This window comes from Saccharomonospora sp. CUA-673, from assembly GCF_001942305.1.
Taxonomy (GTDB): Bacteria; Actinomycetota; Actinomycetes; order Mycobacteriales; family Pseudonocardiaceae; genus Prauserella.
In genome coordinates this window covers 91,824-110,809 of record NZ_MKKE01000033.1, presented here as the reverse complement: position 1 = coordinate 110,809, position 18,986 = coordinate 91,824, and the positions used below count along the sequence as shown (strand labels likewise).

Genomic DNA, 18,986 nt, shown 5'->3' with positions numbered 1-18,986 from the left:
GTGCGACCTGATGCCACACCCGAGCACGGCCCGTGACATCAATCACGTCCAGACCGGGGATCGTCGGTCACGCGGCGCCACTCCCCGTCACAACGAGGCCAGGGGCCGGCGCACCGTACCCCAGCAGGGAGTCACTCACCGGAAGGGGACCGCCGCAGGCGGATCGGCACGGCGGATCGGCCGGTGCCTACGTCACTGTCGTGCGGCTGCGATCCGGCCGGCGACCTCGCCGAGGCCGATTCGGCCACCGCCCGTTCCCGGGGCCGTGGCGCTGATGACGACCTCGTCGCCGTCCTCGAGGAACGTGCTGGGGCGACCGGCGACGTCGACGGGGTCGCGCCCACCCCATGTCAGCTCGATCAGGGCGCCCCGCTCCCCCGGTGTCGGACCGGACACGGTGCCGGAGGCGTAGAGATCGCCGGTGCTGCACGCGGCGCCGGCGGCGGTGAGGTGGGCGAGCATCTGCGCGGGCGACCAGTACATGTCGCGGTAGGCCGGGTACGAGACGAGCTGTCCGTTCCAGCGGAGCGCGAAGTCGATGTCGAGCCCCCGGTCCCGATCGTCGCGCAGGTAGGGCAGCACCGCGGGATCCTGCACGGGCCCGGGCACGCGGGCCCGTTCCAGGGCGGCCAGGGGCACGACCCACGGGGAGATAGACGTCGCGAAGCTCTTGCCGAGGTGCGGCCCCAGCGGCTGGTACTCCCAGGCCTGGATGTCGCGCGCCGACCAGTCGTTGACCAGCACCACACCGAACACGTGCTCGGCGAAGTCCGCGGTCGCCAGCCGCGTGCCCATGCGGGAGCCGGTGCCGACGACGAATCCCAGTTCGACCTCCAGGTCCAGCCGCTCGGTCGGGCCGAACACCGGACCGTCGGGGCGCGCCTTCTGCCCGCACGGTCGCGTGATCTCCGTACCGGACACCACGACGGTGCTCGAGCGTCCGTGGTAGCCGACGGGGAGGTGTTTCCAGTTCGGCAGCAGCGGCTCTGCGTCGGGCCGCAGGATCCGGCCGACGTTCGCGGCGTGGTGCTCGGAGGCGTAGAAGTCGACGTAGTCGGCCACTTCGAACGGCAGGTGCAGGGTGACGGCCGCCGCGGCGTGCACGGCCGCTGCGGGGACCTCACCGGCGACGAGCGCGCCGACGCGTTCGCGGACCTCGTCCCACCGCGGCTTTCCCTGTGCCATGAACGCATTGAGCGACGGGCTCGCGAACACGTCGTCCCCGAGCGTCGCGGCCAGGTCCACAACGGACTCGCCGACGCGGACACCGATCCGCGGCGCGCTGCCGGGCGTGGAGAACACGCCGTAGGGCAGGTTGTCGGTCCCGAACGGCGAACCGTCGGGGATCTCGAGCCTCGTCGGGTTCGACACCGCGTTGCCTAGCGCCCCGGCCCGCGGCCGGCCCACGTCCACGTGTAGTTCGGGTCCTCGCACGCCCGCGCGCCCTCGCCGAGTTCCAGCGGGCGGAAGGTGTCGACCATGACGGCCAGTTCGTCGAAGAACTCGGCGCCGAGGCTCTTCTCGACGGCGCCGGGCTGTGGTCCGTGTGCGTGGCCGCCCGGGTGCCAGGAGATCGATCCCTGTCCGATGCCCGAGCCCTTGCGTGCCTCGTAGTCGCCGCCGCAGTAGAACATGACCTCGTCGGAGTCCACATTGGAGTGGTAGTACGGCACGGGAACGGCCTGCGGGTGGTAGTCGACCTTGCGTGGCACGAAATTGCACACGACGACGTTCTGCGCCTCGAACGCCTGATGCACGGGCGGCGGTTGGTGCACACGTCCGGTGATGGGTTCGAAATCGTGCACGCTGAAGGTGAACGGGTACAGGCAGCCGTCCCAGCCGACGACGTCGAGCGGGTGCTCCGGATACACCAGGACGCTGCCGCCGATGGCGCCGCCGACGCGATGTTTGACGTACACCTCGACGTCGGTTCCCTCGCCGAGAAACGGTTCGGCCGGGCCGTGCAGATCGCGTTCGCAGTACGGCGCGTGCTCGAGGAACTGCCCGTACCGGGACAGGTATCGGCGCGGCGGCGCGAGGTGGCTGTTGACCTCGATCGCGTACGCCCGCAGCGGTTCGTCGCCGCGGGGCAGCCAGCGGTGGGTGGTGGCGCGCGGGAGGACGACGTAGTCGCCGGCGACCGCGTCCAGGGCGCCGAACACGGTCTCGACGCGTGCGCTGCCGGATTCGACGTAGACGACCTCGTCGCCGGTCGCGTTGCGATACAGCGGTGAGTCGGCGGCCGCCACGACGTACGACAGGCGCACGTCGGCGTTGCCGAGCACCAGGCGACGTCCGGTCACCACATCGGTGCCGTCCCACGTGCCGGCGGGAAACAGGTCGTGGAGGCGCAGATGCCGTGGGACGAGCGGATGGTTCGGCGTGGTCGACAGGTCGGGCAGTTCCCAGACGCGCGAGTCGACGATCGCCGACGGGACGCCGCGGTGGTACAGCAGCGACGAGTCGGAGGAGAAGCCCTCCTCCCCCATCAGCTCCTCGTAGTAGAGGCCCCCGTCCGGCCGCCGATGCTGCGTGTGCCGTTTGGGCGGCACGCTCCCGACCCTCCGGTAGTACGCCATGACCGCCTCCTCGCCGTCACGCTGCACCGCCTGCACAGCCGCCGCTCCAGGTTAGTTAACGCATGTACTACTGGCAACGACGCGGGATCGGTGCCGGTGGTCCACCAGGTCTAAGTTCGGACGCTATGCGGGTGGAGCTGGCCGCGTTGGTCGTTGACGACTACGACCGCGCTATCGATTTCTTCGTCGACGCTCTGGGCTTCGAGCTTGCCGAGGACGAGCAGTCGCTGACAAACGACGGGCGGCCGAAGCGGTGGGTCGTCGTGCGACCGCCAGGTGCGCAGACGGGTCTCTTGCTCGCTCGCGCGGACGGCGACCGCCAGGCCGCTGCTGTGGGTGACCAGTTTGCCGGCCGGGTGGGGCTGTTCCTGCGTGTGGATGACTTCGATGCCGCGTTCAACCGCATGGTCGCGGCGGGCGTTGAGTTCGTCACCAAGCCGCGTACCGAACCCTACGGGCGGGTCGCCGTTTTCCTGGACGTCGTCGGCAATCGATGGGACTTGCTCGGGCCAGCCTGAACGAGTCCTCAACCATGGTGGCCACGCCGACCAGGCGGATGAACTCGACCTCGACCCCGGTTCGGTCTCCGTCCCCGGCTAGTTGCGTCCTCGGACGTCGAACTGGTCGCGGTTGGTGACGAGCTTGTCGAGCAGCACGATCAGAATGCGTTGTTCCTCGGCCGAGAGGACGTCCGCCCATTCGGCCTCGCGTTCGTTGTGCTCGCGGAAGATCTCGACCATCTCGGAGTGTCCGGTGTCGGTCAGCGACAGCAGCACCGAACGGCCGTCGTGTTCGCCCTGTTCCCGGGCCAGCAGCCCGTCGCCGACGAGCGTCTTGGCGAGGTTGGACACGGCGGCGCGGCTCATGCCGGTCAGCTCGGCCGCCTTCTTCGCCTCCAACGGACCGGCCAGCCACGTGACGAACAGGAGCCGGAAACCCGACCACGACAGCCCGCGCGGACGGTGCACCGACGCCTCGAGATCGTAGGTGACCATGTTCGCCGCCCGGTTCAGGGTCAGCAGCAGTTCGGTCGCGACCTGGTGCTTGAAGCCGTACTCGCCGGAGAGTCGGCGGTGGGCGAGCTCCACGAACGACCAGAAGTCGAGCCCGTTCGCGTCGCCGGCTGCCATGGGCCAACCCTACCGCCGAACCGGGTGGTCAACCCCTGAACGAAACGCGAACCCGGCTCACACCAGCGGCTTGCCGGCACGCAGCCGGCGCCGCAGATCCCACAGGCACACGTTGTACGGGAACGCCCGCACGACCTGGGGCGATGCGCGGATGATCCGGCCGAGCACGCGGTTCATCCCGTCGAACCGGCGCTGCTGGCGTGCGGTCCACCGCAGGCGCATCTGCTCCCGGAACTCCGGAGGCAGGAAACCGGTGGTCACGAACAGGTTGAACCGGCGTGTCAGCAGGTGCAGCGGCCGCGGGAGGAACGAGGCGGTCGCGATGCCGCGGAGGTACTCGCGCACCGTGTCGTCGATGTGGACCTGGTCGAGGCCGCGCCGCCAGTACTGTTCGAACGCGGCCCGATCGGCCGGCCACATGTCCTCGGGCACCTGCAGGGTCGTGCCGAGCGGGGCGGCCGCGCGGTAGACCTCGTCGAGCTCGTCGGCGGGCAACGGGCACAGGTAGGCGGTGTGGACGTCCTCGAAGCCCTTGTACAGACAGGCCGCCACCCACAGCTGCAGCTCCGGGTCGAACGCGTTGTACGGCACGGGACTCGACGCGGTCGAGACGACCTGGGCGTGCTGGGCGTTGACCGCCCGCCGGTAGGCGGCGCGCTCCTCGTCGGTGCCGAGCATCGCCACGGCCAGGTAGGTCAACGTCGTCCGGCCGCGTTTGAACGGACGCCGGTAGACGTTGCCGTCGTCGACCCGGCTCTCCACCACGCCGTACCCGACGCCGGGCCTGCCCAGCTGCATGATGATGTTCGCCGCGGCCGCGAGCAGCCCCGCGCCGAGGATCACGTCCTCGCGCATCACCACGTGCCGGTCGCTGCCCACCGGATGCTCAGCCCCGCCGCTCCTGCGCCTTCCGGATCTGCTTCTCCACCCAGGATTCGACGTCGACACCGGGCGGTTTGCGTTCCGTCACGGTCCCCACCTCTCTTCTGGCGGCGCGCCTGTCTACGACGTTAACCCGCGGCGGCGCCGGGCGACCACCGCGATCTCCGGGTCCGACTAGGGGACGTCCCGGATGCGCGGGCCGCGGTCGGGGTGCACCGTGGAGGTATGAACACAGTCTCACGTTCGACACTCTCCCGGCCCCGCAGCGGCCGCATGCTCGGTGGCGTCTGCGCGGGCCTCGCCCGCCGGTTCGGCTGGCAGACCTCGACCGTGCGGATCCTCGCGGTCGCCTCGTGTCTCCTGCCGGGTCCGCAGTTCGTCGCCTACATCGCACTGTGGATCATCATGCCCAACGACAAGTACTGATCGACCGCATCTCCCGCGGCCGGGCCGGGCTCACGGCAGCGTCGAGCTCGCGCCCAGCCCCTTCTCCGCGGCCGCCGCGCGTACCGCCTCGATGACCAGGCGCACCGACGGCCGCGGCGTGCCCTTGGCCCGGTAGGCGATCGACACCCGCCGCATCACCGGTTCGGTGAGCGCCACGATGTCGACCCCGGGCGGCAACAACGTCAGGCCGAGATCGGACACGAGCGACACGCCCAGGCCGGATCCGACCATCGCCAGGGCCGTCGCCTGCTCCTCCACCTCGTGGACGATCTTCGGTTCGAAACCTTGTTGCTGACAGGCGATCCGCACCGCGCGGCCGAAGTGCGACCGCGGACCGGCCAGCACCCAGGGATGCTCGGCCAACTCGTTCAACGAGACCGCCGGTTCCGGCAACACGCCCTTCGGTACCGCGGCGTGCAGCCGCTCCACCGCGACGACCTCGCGGGCCAAGGCCGGGTCCCACGGCATCGGGTAGTCCGAGTAGTCGATGACGAACGAGAAGTCGAGCGTGCCGTCGCGCACCGCGCCGGCCGTCTCCTCCGGTGCCAGTTCGCGGGTGCGGACCTCGATGCCGGGATGGTCCGAGGCCAGCGCCGTCAGCGCCGCGGGCAGCAGTCCCGACGCCACCGACGCCCACACCCCGGCCGTCAACCGCGCCGACAACCCGTCCTGCGCGTTCTCCAGCGCGTGCGTCGCGCGGCCCACCGATTCGAGGATGTCCTCGGCGTGCTCGGCCAGGAGCGTGCCCAGTTCGGTCAGCTGCACGCGCCTGCCGAGTCGCTCGAACAGCGGAACACCAACGTCGCGTTCGAGTTGGGCGAGCTGCTGGGACACGGCCGAGGCCGAGTAGTGCAACGCGGTGGCGGCGGCGGTCACCGTGCCCCGCCGGTGCAGTTCGCGCAGCATGCGCAGCCGGTGCAGCGACAACTCCATAGGGCTCAGCGTAGGCCTCCACGGAGCCTGTGCAGGAAGCGTGAACGGTTTCGTCCGTGATCTTTAACTGGACGTGCCGGCGCGGGCGGCCCCACTCTGGGATCACGACAGCGACCAGGCGAATCCGAAGGTGGAGGTGGGATTCAGGTGACCACGATGGAGAACCGTCCGGCACCCGGTGGACACGACGCAGCCGCGGTGGTCCGCGCAGCGCCGGCGACGCATGCGGCGGGCGGAACCGACATCCGTACCAGCGAGCCGATGCTGCGGCTCGTCTGGACCGACGCGGTCACCGGAGCCAAGGGTTATCTCGTTGTCCACACGCTCGCCTCGGGTCTGGCCACGGGCGGGACCCGCATGCGCGCCGGCTGCACGATGCAGGAGGTCGAGGACCTCGCACGCGGCATGGCCGCCAAGACCGCCACGTTCGATCTGCCGGTGGGCGGCGCCAAGGGCGGCATCGACTTCGACCCGAAGGACCCGCGCGCCGTCGAGGTCCTCGAGCGTTTCTGCCAGGCCATGCGGCCGTGGCTGGACGCGCACTGGGTCACCGCCGAGGACCTCGGCGTCCCGCAGCACCTGATCGACGAGGTCTTCGACAAGCTCGGCCTCGGCCAGTCGTACCACGCGGCCATCAGCAGGGCCACGCAGCCGGAGCGCACGCTGCGCCGGGTTCAGGCCGGGCTCAACGCCCCGGTGCCGGGCGGGCTGCTGCTCGGTGACGTCATCGGCGGGTACGGCGTCGCGCAGGCCTGCCTGGGCGCCGCGAGCGCATGGAACTGGGACCACGAGGCCACGACGGTCGCGATCCAGGGCATCGGCACCATGGGCGGCGGCGCCGCGTTCTACCTGCACGAGGCGGGGATGCGCGTCGTGGCCGTGGCCGACGCCGCCGGCACGCTGTACCGGGCCGAGGGCTTCGACGTGCCGCAGCTGCTGGAGCTGCGCGACGCCTACGGCGAGATCGACCGCACGCAGCTGCCGGCCGACGTCGAGCTGCTGCCGCGCGACGCGATCATCGGCGCCGACGCCGACATCCTGGTGCCGGCCGCGATCTCCTACGCCGTCACGCCCGACAACGCCGCCGAGGTGACCGCGAAGGTCGTCGTCGAGGCCGCCAACTCGGCCACGACGCCCGAGGCGGAGGCCATGCTGGCCGCGAACGGGATCCCCGTGATCCCGGACTTCGTCGCCAACGCCGGCGCCGCCGCGTGGGCTGGTGGTTGCTGCTGGGTCAGGTCGACGCCGACCCGGCGACCTCGTTCCACCGGCTGCGCACGGAAATGCAGTCGCGCGTGGCGATGCTGCTCGGCGAGTGGATCGTCGACGAGGTGCCGCTGCGCCACACGGCGTGGCAGTTGGCCTCGGCCAACCGCGAGGCGGCCGCCGCCGAGCAGACCGGCGAACTGGTCATCCCCTGACGACCACACCACCGACCGACGAAAGGCGCCCCGTGGAGCGATCCACGGGGCGCCTCTCTGTCCTATTCGGATATTCCGCGTGTTCCGGGCTTTTCCGGCTCAGCCCTTGAAGTAGACGAGCTGGTGGGTCGTGGCCAGCAGTGCGCCGTCGCGGCCCCACAGCTGGGCGGACTGGTCGAAGTAGCCGTGGCCGAAGCGGTTCGACCGTGCGCGCGCCAGCACCGGACGGTCGCCCTGGGCCTCGAGCGCCGCGGCATCGGCGTGGAAGTAGATCGTCAGCGTGATCGTCCCGGCGGGCATGGCCTGTCCGCGGCGGAGGAACACCCGCGGGTAGAACACGTCGCACAGCGACGCCAGCGCGGGGAAGTCGAGCTCGCGTGCCGGCGAGTCCCGCACCCACAGCGTCGTCGTCGAGTCGGGCGATTCGGCGCCCTCGACCGTGGGCAGCAAGCCTTCGAGGAAGCGCATCTCGTAGTTCTTGGCCCACTGCACGAAGTCCGGCATCGGAGTGAGCGCCGCGTCCTCGGGGGCCGGGAACTCGGGCATGACGGTCTCGGTGGCCGCCCACGTCTCGCGCCGCACGGCGTACACGGCGGTCGCGGTGGTGACGACCGTGTCGTCCTGGGTGAGTTCGAGGGACCAGTGCTGGGTGGACCGGTTGGTGCGCGCCGGGCGCGCGGTGACGGTGAACTTGCCGTCGGCGACCGGGCCGGCGTAGTTGACGGTCAGCGACACGGGCACGCCGAGACGTTCGGGGTGCTGCTGGACGGCCTGCAGCAAAGTCGCGGCGGTGATGCCGCCGTACGGGCCGACCATGTTCTGGTAGGCGGGGCTCGTCTCGCCGGTGTACGTGTTGTCGCCGCTCGGGGTCAGCGTGATCGCGTCGTCGAACGGGTGGAGCGCGTCCGCGCCGTCCCACGTACTCGGGTCGCCCATGCCCACTACCTCCCTGTCGCCGTTTTATGACAACCTACATAGTCGAGTCCGGCCACGACGAGACGGAGGAGACGAGCGTCATGCCCCGGAAGTACGATCCCCGCGAGGCGATGATCACCAGCGCCGTCGACCTCATCCGCCGACAGGGGGTCGCGGCGACGTCCTTCGCCGACGTGCTCGCCCACAGCGGAGCGCCCCGCGGCTCGATCTACCACCACTTCCCCGACGGGCGGACCCAGTTGCTCGACGAGGCGACGCGCGCAGCCGGCGCCCGGATGAGCGCCGGGGTCGGCCGCGCCCTGGCCGCGGGCGACACGGTGTCGGCGCTGCGCACGCTGGTGGACCTGTGGCGCGCACCCGCCGAGTCCGGGGACCTGCTCGGCTGTCCGGTGGCCGCCGCGGCCCTCGGCACCGATCCCGGTGCGCGCACGCGCGCCCGCGAGATCTTCGACGACTGGACGGCGATGCTCACCGAGTCGCTCGTCGCCGACGGTCTGTCCACCGAGCGCGCACGGTCCTGTGCGGTGGTGATCCTGTCCGCTGTGGAGGGTGCCCTCGTGCTCGCCAGGGCGCAGGGCAGCGCCGCGCCCCTCGACGACGTCGTCGACGAACTGGAGCGGTTGATCGGCTAGGCGGGCCCGTCCGATCAACCGCTCCGGTTCAGTCCACGCGGGACGGTTCTCGGTCCCGCTGCTGCTCGGTGTCGTCGGCGAGGTACAGATCGCGTGGTCGGATCGCCAGGGTCGCGATCGTGCTGACGACGGCGGTGAACACCAGGTACCCGCACACCCACCACAGCGATCCGCCGCCGAGTGCGAACAGCGCGGTGATCAGCATGGGCGTCAGGCCCGAGGCGTAGATCCCGGAGAACTGGTACACCACGGACATCCCGGTGTAGCGGGTCTCGGTCGGGAAAAGCTGTGCGAACAACGTGCCCTCGGGCGAGTAGCTGATCGCGTAGGCGATGCCGAGGGTCACCACGAGCACCGCGCCGACCACCCACGGATCGGCCGTCCGGAAGCCGAGGAACGCCGGTACCGCGCTCAGTCCGAACAGGACCATGCCGGTGATGTAGGTCCGGCGTGCGCCGAGCCGGTCCACTCCCCTGCCCACGAACGGGATGAGCACGGCCATCACGACCGCCGCCACGGTCACGCCGAGCAGCACCGAGGTGCGCGACATGCCCAGGCCGGTGCAATAGGCGATGGCGAACACGGCCCACGTGTTGAAGGCGACGCCGTCGCCCCAGCGGGCCAGCATCCCGAGCGCGAGGTGGCGCCGGCTCAGCCGATGCCGGACGAGTGCGGCGACGGGCAACCGCGAACGCTGTTTCACGGCCGAGAACGCGGGTGTCTCCTCGACCTTGAGGCGGATGACCAGGCCGACGACGACCAGCACGATGCTCACGCCGAACGCGATGCGCCATCCGTAGGTCATGAACGCGTCGTCGTCCATGACCTCGCCGAGCAATGCGAACAGCCCGGTGCCGAGCGCCAGGCCGATACCGAGACCTGCCTGCGGCCAGCTGCCGTAGAAGCCCTTCCGGCCCCGCGGCGCGTACTCGACCGCCAACAGCACGGCCCCGGCCCATTCGCCGCCGATGGCCAGTCCCTGCAGCACCCGCAGCAGCACGAGCAGGGCGGGTGCGAGCACACCGGCCTGATCGTAGGTGGGCAGCACGCCGATCAGCGCGGTCGCGATGCCCATCAGCAGCATCGTGGTGACGAGGGTGCGTTTGCGGCCGAGGCGGTCGCCGATGTGGCCGAACATGATCGCGCCGATCGGCCGGGCCAGGAAGCCGACGAAGAACGTCGCGAACGACGCCAGCGTGCCGACCGCCCCGTCGCCCGCGGAGAAGAACAGTTCGCCGAACACGATGCTCGCGGCGGTGCTGTAGAGGAAGAAGTCGTACCACTCGATGGTGGTGCCGATCAGGCTGGACGACAGGACCGTCCGATGTTTCGTGCCGCCCTCGTGGTTCCCGCCTCGGCCGTCGTGGCCGGGGCGGGCGTCGATCGTGGTCGTCACCGGGTGGCACCGGCGAACGGGATCTCGGCAACCTCGCCCCCGTCGGCGTCACCGTCCGGGTGCGACCACAGGCCGCGGCGACGCAGCTCGGGCAGCACGCCCTCGCCGAACCAGTACGCCTCCTCGAGGTGCGGGTGCCCGGACAGCACGAACTCGTCGATGCCGAGCTCGCGGTACTCCTCGATCCGGTCGGCGACCTCCTGGTGGCTGCCGACGAGCGCGGTGCCCGCGCCGCCGCGCACGAGGCCGACGCCTGCCCACAGGTTGGGGTAGATCTCGAGCTCGTCGCGCGAGCCGCGGTGCAGCTCGCGCATCCGCTGCTGGCCGGTGGACTCGCTGCGGGACAGGCCCTGCTGCACGCGCTCGATCAGCGCCGGGTCGAGGGCGTCGAGCAGCCGGTCGGCCTCGGCCCACGCCTGCTGCGCGGTGTCGCGGGTGATGACGTGCAGGCGGATGCCGAAGCGGACCTCGCGGCCGCGGTCGGCGGCGAGTTTGCGGATCCAGCCGATCTTCTCCGCAACCGCGGCGGGCGGCTCGCCCCAGGTGAGGTAGACGTCGGCGTGCTCGGCCGCCACCTGGCCGGCCGCCGGCGAGGAGCCGCCGAAGTAGATCGGCGGCACCGGGTCGGGCAGCCGGGAGAGTCGGGCCCGGTCGACGGAGATGTGCTCGCCGTCGTGGGTGACGGTCTCGCCCCGCCACAGCCCGCGCACGATGCCGAGGAACTCGTCGGTGCGGGCGTAACGACCGTCCTTGTCGAGGAAGTCACCGTACGCACGCTGTTCGGCGCTCTCCCCGCCGGTGACGATGTTGAGCAGCAGCCGCCGGCCGGAGTGCCGTTGGAACGTCGCGGCCATCTGGGCGGCCAGCGTCGGCGACAGCACTCCCGGCCGGAACGCGACGAGGAACTTCAACCGGCGCGAGACGCTCGCCAGCATGGCGGTGGTGAGCCACGCGTCCTCGCACCACGCGCCGGTAGGGGTCAGTGCGCCCTCGAAGCCGAGCTGTTCGGCGCCGCGCACGATCTGACCGAGGTACTCGAGTGTCGCTGGCCTGCTGTCGCCGGTCGTGGCGGTGGCGACGCCGTGGCCGCCGCCGACCAGGTAGCGGCTGTCGCCGTAGGTGGGAAGGAACCAGTGGAACCGCAGTGACATTCGAGTCCTTTCCTGGGGGCGCCGTGCGTTATCCCGGGCGCCGGGTGATTCGTTGCGGGTGAAGCTACGCGTGTGCGGATAATTCATCCGGCGGTAATTGGCGCCGAATGGGTGCCCAATTTCCGCCGTGGGAACCGTCAGGACACGAGCGCGATGTCGCCGGTGGCCAGCAGCGCCTCCGAGAAGTCGTCCACACGGGACAGCAGGTCGCCCCGGGCGTCGTCCTCGACGGACACGCCGGTCTCGTCGACGGTGATCAGCCGGTCGAGGAGGAAGTAGCCGCGCATGACGTGGTCGGCGCCGAGGGCGTGCAGCATCGGCCGGAACGCGTAGTCGATGGCGAGCACGTGGGCGGGTGTGCCGCCGGTGGCCAACGGGAGCACCTTCTTGCCCGCGAGGGCGTACTGCGGAAACACGTCCAGGAGGAGTTTCAGCAGGCCGCTGTAGGCGGCCTTGTACACCGGCGACGCGACGATCACCCCGTCGGCGCGGGAGACCGTGTCGACGACGGTGCAGATGTCGGGGTGCGCCGCGTCGGCGGAGACCAGCGCGCCCGGCGGCAGGGTGCGCACGGGTTGCACCGTGACGTCGTGTCCGTAGCCGCGCAGCCGGGTGGCCAAGTATTGGACGACGGCCTCGGTGCGCGAGGCCGCCGACGGACTTCCGCTGAGCGCGACAATTCTGGACACCGGTTCTCCCAACGTGCCGGAACACACCCGCCGGTGGCCGGCGAGGTGTTCGTCGAAAATTTCGGCGCGATCGCCATCCCATGGGAGCAACGGAACCGGTCGACTGTCAACGCCGATTCGACCTGATCACAGAACATTCCAATTGTTGGAATTATCTTCAGAAAATAAGAAAAGGATCGGGCGAATCGCCCGATCCTTGACGAGAGCCTGCGCCCGGCCACGTGCCGCCGGAGGTCGGAACACCGACCCCCGGCGGGCACGGGACCACAATCAGGCCGGGTGATCCTCGATCGACGGACTCATCTGCGGATCGCGGCCGCGTTGCCCCGGAACCGGGGCGACGACCGGACCGGACTGGCGCGATGCGGTGTGCTGCGGGGACGCGCCCCGCCGCGGTCCGGCATCGACCACTGTCCGCGGCTCGGCGAACGTGCCGAACGCGGTCATCGTCACGGCGTGGGCCACGGCCAGCAACAGCAGCAGCACGCCCAGGTTGCCGACGATCGGGCGGATCGCCCCACCGCCGAAACTCAGATCGAGCACGACCAGCAACGCCAGCGCGCCCAGCATCGCCAGGTGGAACAGCACCGTGACGAGCCGCACCTGGGAGCCCACGTCGGAGCCGCCTGCCTCGACGGCTCCGGCGTCGGCGTTCGCCAGGTACCGCTTACCGCTGCGGTACAGAATCTGCCCGTCGACGGCGATCATCAGGGCCCCGAGCACGAGCACGGCCACGAACGCGTCGGTCGGCATGTCTCAACACTCCCTTCGTCGAGTGCGCGAAGGTCGGACACACCGTCGGCTACCCGCACGACAAGATCGAAAACGCAGGGTAGGGAAAGAACGCCCCGCGGACCGCGGCCGATGTGCGACGAAACGCACCGAAACCCCAGGTCGGACGCGAAATCCCAGGCCAGAAGGTCTGCGGTACCCGCTGTGAGCAGGCGATCGCCGGGCAGGTACAGTACTGCCATCACCCCGACACGGGGCGATGGCCGGGCTGTGGCGCAGTTTGGTAGCGCACTTGACTGGGGGTCAAGGGGTCGCAGGTTCAAATCCTGTCAGCCCGACCGGCAAGGGCCGTCTACGCAGGTAGACGGCCCTTTTTCATTGCCTGTCGGTCTTCCACGAGCGCGCAACCCCTTGACCCCGGATCAATCACGCCGCTGTGTCCGTAGGACAGGGAACCTCGTCGGCCGTCGTCGACCGCGGCTGTCGGATGGGCTCAGTGGGCGGTTCGGCCTTGGACTGCCGAGGTTCCTAGGTCGCTCTTGTCCAGGGGCGCCTTCGCCGCGACCGCCTCGGCCCAGGTGGCGGTGTCGGTGACCGCGGCCCAGTTGGAGTGGAGCAGGACCATCAGCGTGTCGTGCACCTGCCGGGCGGAGACCTTGCCCGCCTCGTTGGAGAGGTGGATGGCTCCGGTCGCGTCGGAAAGCACCTCGACGGCGAAGCCGAGCGGTTCGGCAGCCGCCGCCGTGGCGAGCACGCAGTTGTTGGTCATGTAGCCGACCAGGGTGATCGTGTCGATTCCGTTGGCACGCAACCACTCCGTGAGATCACCGGCACCGAACACGCTGGAGTAGCCCTTGACGAGGTGCTTCGACGCCGATGGTGCGCGGCGCTCGATCGCTGGGTGCAGCTTCCAGCCCTCCGAGCCGGGGGCGAACACCGGTGCCCCTTCCGCGGTTTCGTGCTGAACCGTGATCACCGGAAGGCCGGCGTCGGCGGCGGTATCCATCGCACCCGCGATCCGCGCCAGGGACTCGTCGCGGGGCGGGTGCTGCACGATCAGCGGCCCGTCGAAGTACTCCTGCTGGGCGTCGATCACGATGAGGGCTCGGCGTGGGGCGTTCACTGACAATCCTCCGGAGCTGTGGCGGTGATGGCCGGTCGCACCATCGCCTCCGATCCTGCTGACCACCGCTCCGGTAGCGTGAGTGGCAGAGATGTCGCTCTTCGATGAAATCAGGCCAACCATGCGGATCGCCATCCACGCCTTCGACGGGATCACCACGTTCCACCTCGCGGCGCCCCTGCTCACCTTCGGTGAGGTCACCCGTCAGGAGCTGGCCGAAGGCTGGAGTACCACCGTCTGGAGTGTCGACGGCAGCCCCGTTCGGGCCGATGAAGGCGTCCTCATCGACGACCTCGCCGGCCCAGACGCGACCGCATCGGCCGACGTACTGGTGTTCCCGTCCTGGCCGGTGTCCCTGCCCGACCCGGAGCCGGGATTCCTCGACCGCATCCGCGATGCCCACACGCGCGGGGCGACGATCGTGGGCCTGTGCCTCGGTGCCTTTCCGGTCGTCGCCAGCGGCATCCTCGACGGCCGTACTGCGACCACCCACTGGGCCAGCGCCACCGAGCTGGCCGACAAGCATCCGACCGTGCAGGTCCAGGCCGACGCCCTCTACCTCGACCACGGCGACGTCCTCACCTCGGCGGGCACCGCCTCCGCGCTCGACGCCTGCCTCCACCTCGTCCGGGCCCGGCTCGGATCCACCGCGGCCACCACCGTCGCGCGTCACCTCGTCATCGCCCCGCACCGCGACGGCGGCCAGGCCCAGTACATCGAACGCCCGCTCTCCAGCAGCGACGACGGCCCCATGGGCGCGGCCATCGCGTGGGCGCTGGCCAACCTCAACCAGTCGCTCACCGTCCAGGACCTGGCCGCCCGCTCGTCGATGAGCCCGCGGAACTTCTCCCGCCGTTTCCGCGACACCACCGGAATGAGCCCCGCGCGATGGGTGCTCACCCACCGCCTCGACGAAGCACGCCGGCTGCTGGAGACCACAACCTGGAGCGTCACCCGCATCGCCGAAGCTTGCGGGTTCGCCAGCGCGGTGACCTTCCGGCAGAACTTCGTCAAGCACTACAACACCACGCCGACCTCGTACCGGCACCGGTTCACCACCACGCCGTGATGACCGCCGCCGGCGGCAATGCCGTATCCGGTGCGCCGGTCAGGATGCGAAGTTGCCAAGGCCCTCGTTGAAGCGGTCGGGTTCCTCGGAGAACGGGGCGTGCCCGCTGCTGGCGAACGGCACGGTCTTGGCCTTCGGCAGCTGACCGGCGAGCCATTCGTCGAGCGGGTCGCCAACCCCTACCGGCTCGTGGGCGTCACCGCCGGTGTCCACCGACCCGGTACCGGTCAGGGCACGAGTCCGAACAGGACCGACGCCTGCTGATCTCCGCCCCACAGCACCACCGCGCCACCGGCGTCGAGCATGCGAGGTCCATCGGACGAGAGGGAGGCGACGGTCGTCCCGCGAGGAAGCTCGATCTCCTCCTCGTTGCCGGCGCTTTTCCCGAACGGCGCGACCACCAACCCCGGGGTCTCCAAGTACTCCGAGGCGAAGACCACCGCGTCGTCGAGAACCCGGAACACGCCGTTCGGCACGGTGGCCGACAGGGGAACCTCGGACACCGCCGTATCGATGACCTGCCCGTCGGCGTCCCCACGGAGGATCCTCGTGTATCCGGAGGACCTGACCGCGGTGACGCTGCCGTCCGCGTCCGCCTGAAGGACCCCGCTGTCGACGTATTCCCCCCGATCCAGTTTCTCGGGCAGCACGGCGAGCTCGTCACCGCTGTCGGCGTCGAACGCCACGGTGCGCCCGCCCGGTCCTCCCTCGACGACGAGGGTGTCGTCACCGAGGTCGGTGATGCGAGGCGAACGGCTGGTGTCCGGGTACGGGATGTGCCAGTCGGTGCGCCACAATTCGGCCTCCCGGTCGCGGTCGACCGCCGCCACCATCGCGTCGACGTCCGACCCGACCCAGCCGAACGCGTCCCCGGTCTCGGTCGACGACCGGACGTATCGCCCTTCGACACAGCCGATCAGCCCGGTCAGACGCGTTCCCGCCTGCTCGACCTGGGACACGACGCAGTTCTCCGGCAGCGACAGAATGTCGCTCACCGTGTCCCGGCGCCGCTCGTCGCCGATCACCCTTTCCGGCGGCAGCCGCGAGGATTCGCCGACCACCGCTCCGCTCTCGGAGTCCAGGTGCACCGTCGTGTCGTCCGCCGGATCGCTGTCCTCGGGCCTCGACCTGCTGCTGGGCGAGGAATCGTCATCGGTGCGAGGCCGGTGCCGTACGTGCACGTGGTCGTCCTCGAGCCACACATCACTGACGACGTCGTACGGATGCCGGTAGGACCAGACCTCGCTGCCGTCCGAGCCGTCGAGGGCGACGGCTCCGTCGTCGAGCAGCACGAGCGGACCGTAGGGGCCGTCCTCGACCGCCTCGACATCGCTGCTCCCCGGCGGCCGCCACGACCAGCCAACCTCGGACACGTGAGCCGGCGCCGCACCCGGCTCGCGTGGGCCGTCCGCCTCCCGGTGGTGGACCCACGGGAAGACGACCTGCGCCAGCAGGACCGCGATCAGTACCACCGGCAGCACACCGACGGCGGCCAGACCGGCGCTGCGGCGGAAGGGCCGCACCGCCGCCGCACCCGGCCCGGACGCCACGAGTCCGCATCCGACCACGATCACGCACGTCGCGACGAACAGGTGCACCTCGTCCGGCGAGGATTCGAGAAACCGCGAGCCGTCCACGCCCGTGGAGAACGCATCCCGCGGGATGGCGTGCCAGAGCGCGAACAGCGCGAGACACAGTGCCGGGATCATCCCGGACAGGTGGCTGCCGGTGGTCCGCTCCGCACCCGTCACGTTCACGACGCCGAGGACGAGCACGGCCGCGCCGGTCAGGTAGGCGAGCATCCACGAGCCCCACAGCTCGTCGCCCCGCACTCCCCCTGCGTAGACCGTGACCACGAACGTGGCCCACACGAGAGCGCCGGCCAGCAGGCCGGCTCCCACCCACAGGAGCGCGGTGCGCACCGATCCGCGCTGCTTCTCCCCCGTCTTCTCCGGCTGCGTCGCTGCCGGCTGCTCCCCCGTCACCGGGCCCCCAGATCTCGCGTCGTCGCTGCGATGTCCCGATCCAGGATGTCATCGCAGCGACGCCGAAATCTCCCGAACAACCGACAACAGGGAGAACGACGGGCCGGGTGCGGGCCCAGTGGGGCCCGCACCTGGAACGCATCTCAGCCGCGCAGGGCGGGCGGGAAGATCTTGAGCAGGTTGACCCAGCTACGCTCGCCGCCGTACGCGGCGAGGGCCCGGCCGGTCTTCTCGGCCGTCTTCGCCGTGACGAACCACGGCATGGTCGGCGCCATCGTCAGCTCGCCCTTCAGCACCGACCGCGGGAACGGCCGGAACGGCCCGCGCACCACCGTCTTCTCCGAGTCGGCGATGAGGTTCGTGTTGTGCACGACGCCGATCCCGGAACCGACCTCGTCGAGCGTGTGGCCCGGGTAGGCGCCCCAGGTGGCGCCGCCGAGCAGGAACGCCACACCGGACCAGACGTTGACGCCCACCGCGCCGTAGCGCAGTTCGACCAGCAGCTCCTCGAACCGCTCGCCCATCGCCGTGAGGTCGGCGGGAGCCGCGATCACCGACGCGCCCAGCGTGCCGTCGAGACGGTCGTTGGCGAACGTGACGGCGTTGCCGAGGAACTCCGCGCCCGTGCCGGGCAGTTCCGTGATGCCGAGGACGCCGGCGAAGTACTCGCCGTCGTAGAGCTCGGTCGGCGCCTCGTCGTCGAGCGACACCAGCAGGCACGACCCGACCTGCTCCGCCGCGTCGCCGTATGTGGCGGCCGCCCGGTCGACGGACGCCTGACCGCCCGGGTACCACGGCGCGCGCGGCGTGATCTTCCGCAGCACGGCGCGGATCGCGTCGAGGAAGGCGTCCTTCTGGTCCCAGTCGGACGAGATCAGCAAGGCCTGACCGCCGATGCAGTTGTGGCCCGCGTTGTGCAGCCGCTGGGTGACGACGTGCTCGGCCTGGTGGACGAGATCCGCCTGGTCCCACTGCCCTGGCACCACGATGATCGGCGAGACACCGCCCAGTTCGGACGTGATCTCCTTGGTGATCTTCGGCGTGCCGGCCGCGCGGTTGCGCTCGCCCTCCTCGCCCACGCCCCACACGATCGCGTCGTGGGTACGGGCCGAACCGGTGATGTGCACGTGGCCCACCCCGTCGTGGTTGACCAGGTGCTCACCGACGTCGGCACCGCCGTTGACGACGCGGACCAGGTCGGCGTCCACGAGCGGGGCGAGCGCCGCCTCGTAGACGGGCTTGAGGCTCGCGAACGTCGGGTTGAGCTTGATGACGCTCGTGCGGTTGAAGGCCACCAGTTCGTACACCGCGTCCAACGGGGCGATCGCGGAGATGTTGCCCGCGCCCAGCACGACACCGACCCCGCCGGCCGAGTCCGCACCGTCCTTGGCGCCGAGTCCGGCGGACGTGCGCGCCCGCACGGGCGTCACCCCGGGCGGCAGCCACACGTCGGCGCGGAACCCGTTGTAGAGCAGGGTGTCCTTGAGATCGCTGGGCAGCACGCGCACCGTCGTGCGGCCGCCCGCCGTGCCGAACTTCAGCGTGTCCAACGGGGACTTGCCCGCGGCCAGCGTATCCAGCGTCGCGGCGTACTCGCCGAGCATCGGCGCGACCGCGCCGGGACCGGAGATCCACTCCTCGCCCTCGAGGTGGCCGGCCGGGACGCCCTTGGCACCGCATGCGGCCTCCGCCCACCGCGCGGCCTCCGCGGCGACCGTCTGCTGAGCCTGCCGCAACAACGCGGCGCGCCGGCTCAGCGGCAGCCCGGCCCACCACGCCGCCCCCGCGGTGAGGGCCTCGACGGCCTGGTCCAGTTCGGCCTGGGTGGCGGGCGTCGCGTCGTACGCGGTATCCGAGCTCATCGTTCTCCCGTTGTTCGTG

18 protein-coding genes, 1 tRNA gene and 1 pseudogene are annotated in these 18,986 nt (G+C 70.4%); 6 read left to right on the top strand and 14 right to left on the bottom strand.

What is annotated here, in order from left to right; translation table 11 throughout:
- Positions 1-192 precede the first annotated feature (192 nt).
- Both fahA and BJF85_RS15755 read right to left on the bottom strand, forming a co-directional pair.
- On the bottom strand, positions 193-1,413 hold the full coding sequence (gene fahA, locus BJF85_RS15760; protein WP_255375672.1) for a fumarylacetoacetase: 1,221 nt from the start codon (positions 1,411-1,413) through the stop codon (positions 193-195).
- The gene (locus BJF85_RS15755; protein WP_075848757.1) at positions 1,380-2,579 is read right to left on the bottom strand and encodes a homogentisate 1,2-dioxygenase; all 1,200 of its coding nucleotides are present in this window, start codon (positions 2,577-2,579) and stop codon (positions 1,380-1,382) included. Before BJF85_RS15755 ends, fahA begins: the two co-directional genes overlap by 34 nt.
- Positions 2,580-2,704: 125 nt before the next feature.
- Between BJF85_RS15755 and BJF85_RS15750 the strand changes: the two genes are divergently transcribed.
- Positions 2,705-3,097 carry a VOC family protein gene (locus tag BJF85_RS15750; protein ID WP_075848514.1) on the top strand — a complete coding sequence of 131 codons (393 nt, stop codon included), beginning with the start codon at positions 2,705-2,707 and terminating at the stop codon, positions 3,095-3,097.
- Between the two features lie 78 nt (positions 3,098-3,175).
- On the opposite strand, the gene BJF85_RS15745 is transcribed toward BJF85_RS15750, so the two are convergent.
- Positions 3,176-3,709, bottom strand: a complete 534-nt coding sequence (locus BJF85_RS15745; protein ID WP_075848512.1) for a MarR family winged helix-turn-helix transcriptional regulator — start codon at positions 3,707-3,709, stop codon at positions 3,176-3,178.
- A 57-nt stretch (positions 3,710-3,766) separates the two neighbouring features.
- Complete coding sequence (locus BJF85_RS15740; protein WP_075848755.1) at positions 3,767-4,564, bottom strand: oxygenase MpaB family protein; 798 nt, start codon at positions 4,562-4,564, stop codon at positions 3,767-3,769.
- Positions 4,565-4,816: 252 nt separating this feature from the next.
- Between BJF85_RS15740 and BJF85_RS15735 the strand changes: the two genes are divergently transcribed.
- The gene (locus tag BJF85_RS15735; RefSeq protein ID WP_075848510.1) at positions 4,817-5,017 is read left to right on the top strand and encodes a PspC domain-containing protein; all 201 of its coding nucleotides are present in this window, start codon (positions 4,817-4,819) and stop codon (positions 5,015-5,017) included.
- A gap of 30 nt (positions 5,018-5,047) precedes the next feature.
- Here BJF85_RS15735 and BJF85_RS15730 read toward each other — a convergent pair whose 3' ends face one another.
- A complete protein-coding gene (locus BJF85_RS15730; RefSeq protein WP_075848508.1) occupies positions 5,048-5,971 on the bottom strand; it encodes a LysR family transcriptional regulator in 924 nt (307 codons plus the stop codon).
- 261 nt (positions 5,972-6,232) lie between these two features.
- Between BJF85_RS15730 and BJF85_RS15725 the strand changes: the two are divergent.
- Positions 6,233-7,392, top strand: a pseudogene (locus BJF85_RS15725) (Glu/Leu/Phe/Val dehydrogenase).
- A 99-nt stretch (positions 7,393-7,491) separates the two neighbouring features.
- Here the strand turns inward: BJF85_RS15725 and BJF85_RS15720 are convergent.
- Positions 7,492-8,328, bottom strand: a complete 837-nt coding sequence (locus BJF85_RS15720) for an acyl-CoA thioesterase II (RefSeq protein WP_075848506.1) — start codon at positions 8,326-8,328, stop codon at positions 7,492-7,494.
- An 80-nt stretch (positions 8,329-8,408) separates the two neighbouring features.
- Here BJF85_RS15720 and BJF85_RS15715 point away from each other — a divergent pair, with 80 nt between their 5' ends.
- The gene (locus BJF85_RS15715; RefSeq protein WP_075848753.1) at positions 8,409-8,960 is read left to right on the top strand and encodes a TetR/AcrR family transcriptional regulator; all 552 of its coding nucleotides are present in this window, start codon (positions 8,409-8,411) and stop codon (positions 8,958-8,960) included.
- Positions 8,961-8,988: 28 nt separating this feature from the next.
- Here the strand turns inward: BJF85_RS15715 and BJF85_RS15710 are convergent, their stop codons facing one another.
- The 4 genes from BJF85_RS15710 to BJF85_RS15695 all read right to left on the bottom strand — a co-directional run bounded on the left by BJF85_RS15710 (position 8,989) and on the right by BJF85_RS15695 (position 12,949).
- A complete protein-coding gene (locus tag BJF85_RS15710; RefSeq protein ID WP_255375671.1) occupies positions 8,989-10,356 on the bottom strand; it encodes an MFS transporter in 1,368 nt (455 codons plus the stop codon).
- Positions 10,353-11,507 carry an LLM class flavin-dependent oxidoreductase gene (locus tag BJF85_RS15705; RefSeq protein WP_075848504.1) on the bottom strand — a complete coding sequence of 385 codons (1,155 nt, stop codon included), beginning with the start codon at positions 11,505-11,507 and terminating at the stop codon, positions 10,353-10,355. The genes BJF85_RS15710 and BJF85_RS15705 overlap by 4 nt, the downstream gene beginning before the upstream one ends.
- Before the next feature lie 137 nt (positions 11,508-11,644).
- A complete protein-coding gene (ssuE, locus tag BJF85_RS15700) occupies positions 11,645-12,196 on the bottom strand; it encodes an NADPH-dependent FMN reductase (RefSeq protein WP_075848749.1) in 552 nt (183 codons plus the stop codon).
- 270 nt (positions 12,197-12,466) lie between these two features.
- On the bottom strand, positions 12,467-12,949 hold the full coding sequence (locus BJF85_RS15695; protein ID WP_075848502.1) for a hypothetical protein: 483 nt from the start codon (positions 12,947-12,949) through the stop codon (positions 12,467-12,469).
- A gap of 243 nt (positions 12,950-13,192) precedes the next feature.
- On the opposite strand from BJF85_RS15695, the gene BJF85_RS15690 reads away from it, so the two are divergent.
- Positions 13,193-13,266: transfer RNA gene (locus BJF85_RS15690), tRNA-Pro, on the top strand.
- Between the two features lie 155 nt (positions 13,267-13,421).
- Here the strand turns inward: BJF85_RS15690 and BJF85_RS15685 are convergent.
- Positions 13,422-14,207, bottom strand: coding sequence for a cysteine hydrolase family protein (locus tag BJF85_RS15685; RefSeq protein WP_255375670.1), 786 nt, complete (start codon positions 14,205-14,207; stop codon positions 13,422-13,424).
- Between BJF85_RS15685 and BJF85_RS15680 the strand changes: the two genes are divergently transcribed.
- On the top strand, positions 14,173-15,120 hold the full coding sequence (locus BJF85_RS15680; RefSeq protein WP_075848498.1) for a GlxA family transcriptional regulator: 948 nt from the start codon (positions 14,173-14,175) through the stop codon (positions 15,118-15,120). The two genes, BJF85_RS15685 and BJF85_RS15680, sit on opposite strands and share 35 nt — an antisense overlap.
- A gap of 39 nt (positions 15,121-15,159) precedes the next feature.
- On the opposite strand, the gene BJF85_RS28040 is transcribed toward BJF85_RS15680, so the two are convergent.
- The 3 genes from BJF85_RS28040 to BJF85_RS15670 all read right to left on the bottom strand — a co-directional run bounded on the left by BJF85_RS28040 (position 15,160) and on the right by BJF85_RS15670 (position 18,967).
- On the bottom strand, positions 15,160-15,333 hold the full coding sequence (locus tag BJF85_RS28040) for an alpha/beta fold hydrolase (RefSeq protein WP_158056964.1): 174 nt from the start codon (positions 15,331-15,333) through the stop codon (positions 15,160-15,162).
- Positions 15,334-15,347: 14 nt separating this feature from the next.
- Positions 15,348-17,105: a hypothetical protein gene (locus BJF85_RS15675; protein WP_075848496.1), complete on the bottom strand. Its 1,758-nt coding sequence runs from the start codon at positions 17,103-17,105 to the stop codon at positions 15,348-15,350.
- Positions 17,106-17,248: 143 nt separating this feature from the next.
- Positions 17,249-18,967: an aldehyde dehydrogenase family protein gene (locus tag BJF85_RS15670; protein ID WP_075848747.1), complete on the bottom strand. Its 1,719-nt coding sequence runs from the start codon at positions 18,965-18,967 to the stop codon at positions 17,249-17,251.
- Between the last annotated feature and the right edge of the window lie 19 nt (positions 18,968-18,986).

What these genes read in the sequence shown, in the direction of transcription:
- BJF85_RS15755 (WP_075848757.1), bottom strand. Translation starts at nt 2,579, where the DNA reads ATGGCGTACTACCGGAGGGTCGGGAGCGTGCCGCCCAAACGGCACACG.
- BJF85_RS15750 (WP_075848514.1), top strand. Translation starts at nt 2,705, where the DNA reads ATGCGGGTGGAGCTGGCCGCGTTGGTCGTTGACGACTACGACCGCGCT.
- BJF85_RS15745 (WP_075848512.1), bottom strand. Translation starts at nt 3,709, where the DNA reads ATGGCAGCCGGCGACGCGAACGGGCTCGACTTCTGGTCGTTCGTGGAG.
- BJF85_RS15740 (WP_075848755.1), bottom strand. Translation starts at nt 4,564, where the DNA reads ATGCGCGAGGACGTGATCCTCGGCGCGGGGCTGCTCGCGGCCGCGGCG.
- BJF85_RS15735 (WP_075848510.1), top strand. Translation starts at nt 4,817, where the DNA reads ATGAACACAGTCTCACGTTCGACACTCTCCCGGCCCCGCAGCGGCCGC.
- BJF85_RS15730 (WP_075848508.1), bottom strand. Translation starts at nt 5,971, where the DNA reads ATGGAGTTGTCGCTGCACCGGCTGCGCATGCTGCGCGAACTGCACCGG.
- BJF85_RS15720 (WP_075848506.1), bottom strand. Translation starts at nt 8,328, where the DNA reads ATGGGCGACCCGAGTACGTGGGACGGCGCGGACGCGCTCCACCCGTTC.
- BJF85_RS15715 (WP_075848753.1), top strand. Translation starts at nt 8,409, where the DNA reads ATGCCCCGGAAGTACGATCCCCGCGAGGCGATGATCACCAGCGCCGTC.
- BJF85_RS15705 (WP_075848504.1), bottom strand. Translation starts at nt 11,507, where the DNA reads ATGTCACTGCGGTTCCACTGGTTCCTTCCCACCTACGGCGACAGCCGC.
- BJF85_RS15695 (WP_075848502.1), bottom strand. Translation starts at nt 12,949, where the DNA reads ATGCCGACCGACGCGTTCGTGGCCGTGCTCGTGCTCGGGGCCCTGATG.
- BJF85_RS15680 (WP_075848498.1), top strand. Translation starts at nt 14,173, where the DNA reads ATGCGGATCGCCATCCACGCCTTCGACGGGATCACCACGTTCCACCTC.
- BJF85_RS15670 (WP_075848747.1), bottom strand. Translation starts at nt 18,967, where the DNA reads ATGAGCTCGGATACCGCGTACGACGCGACGCCCGCCACCCAGGCCGAA.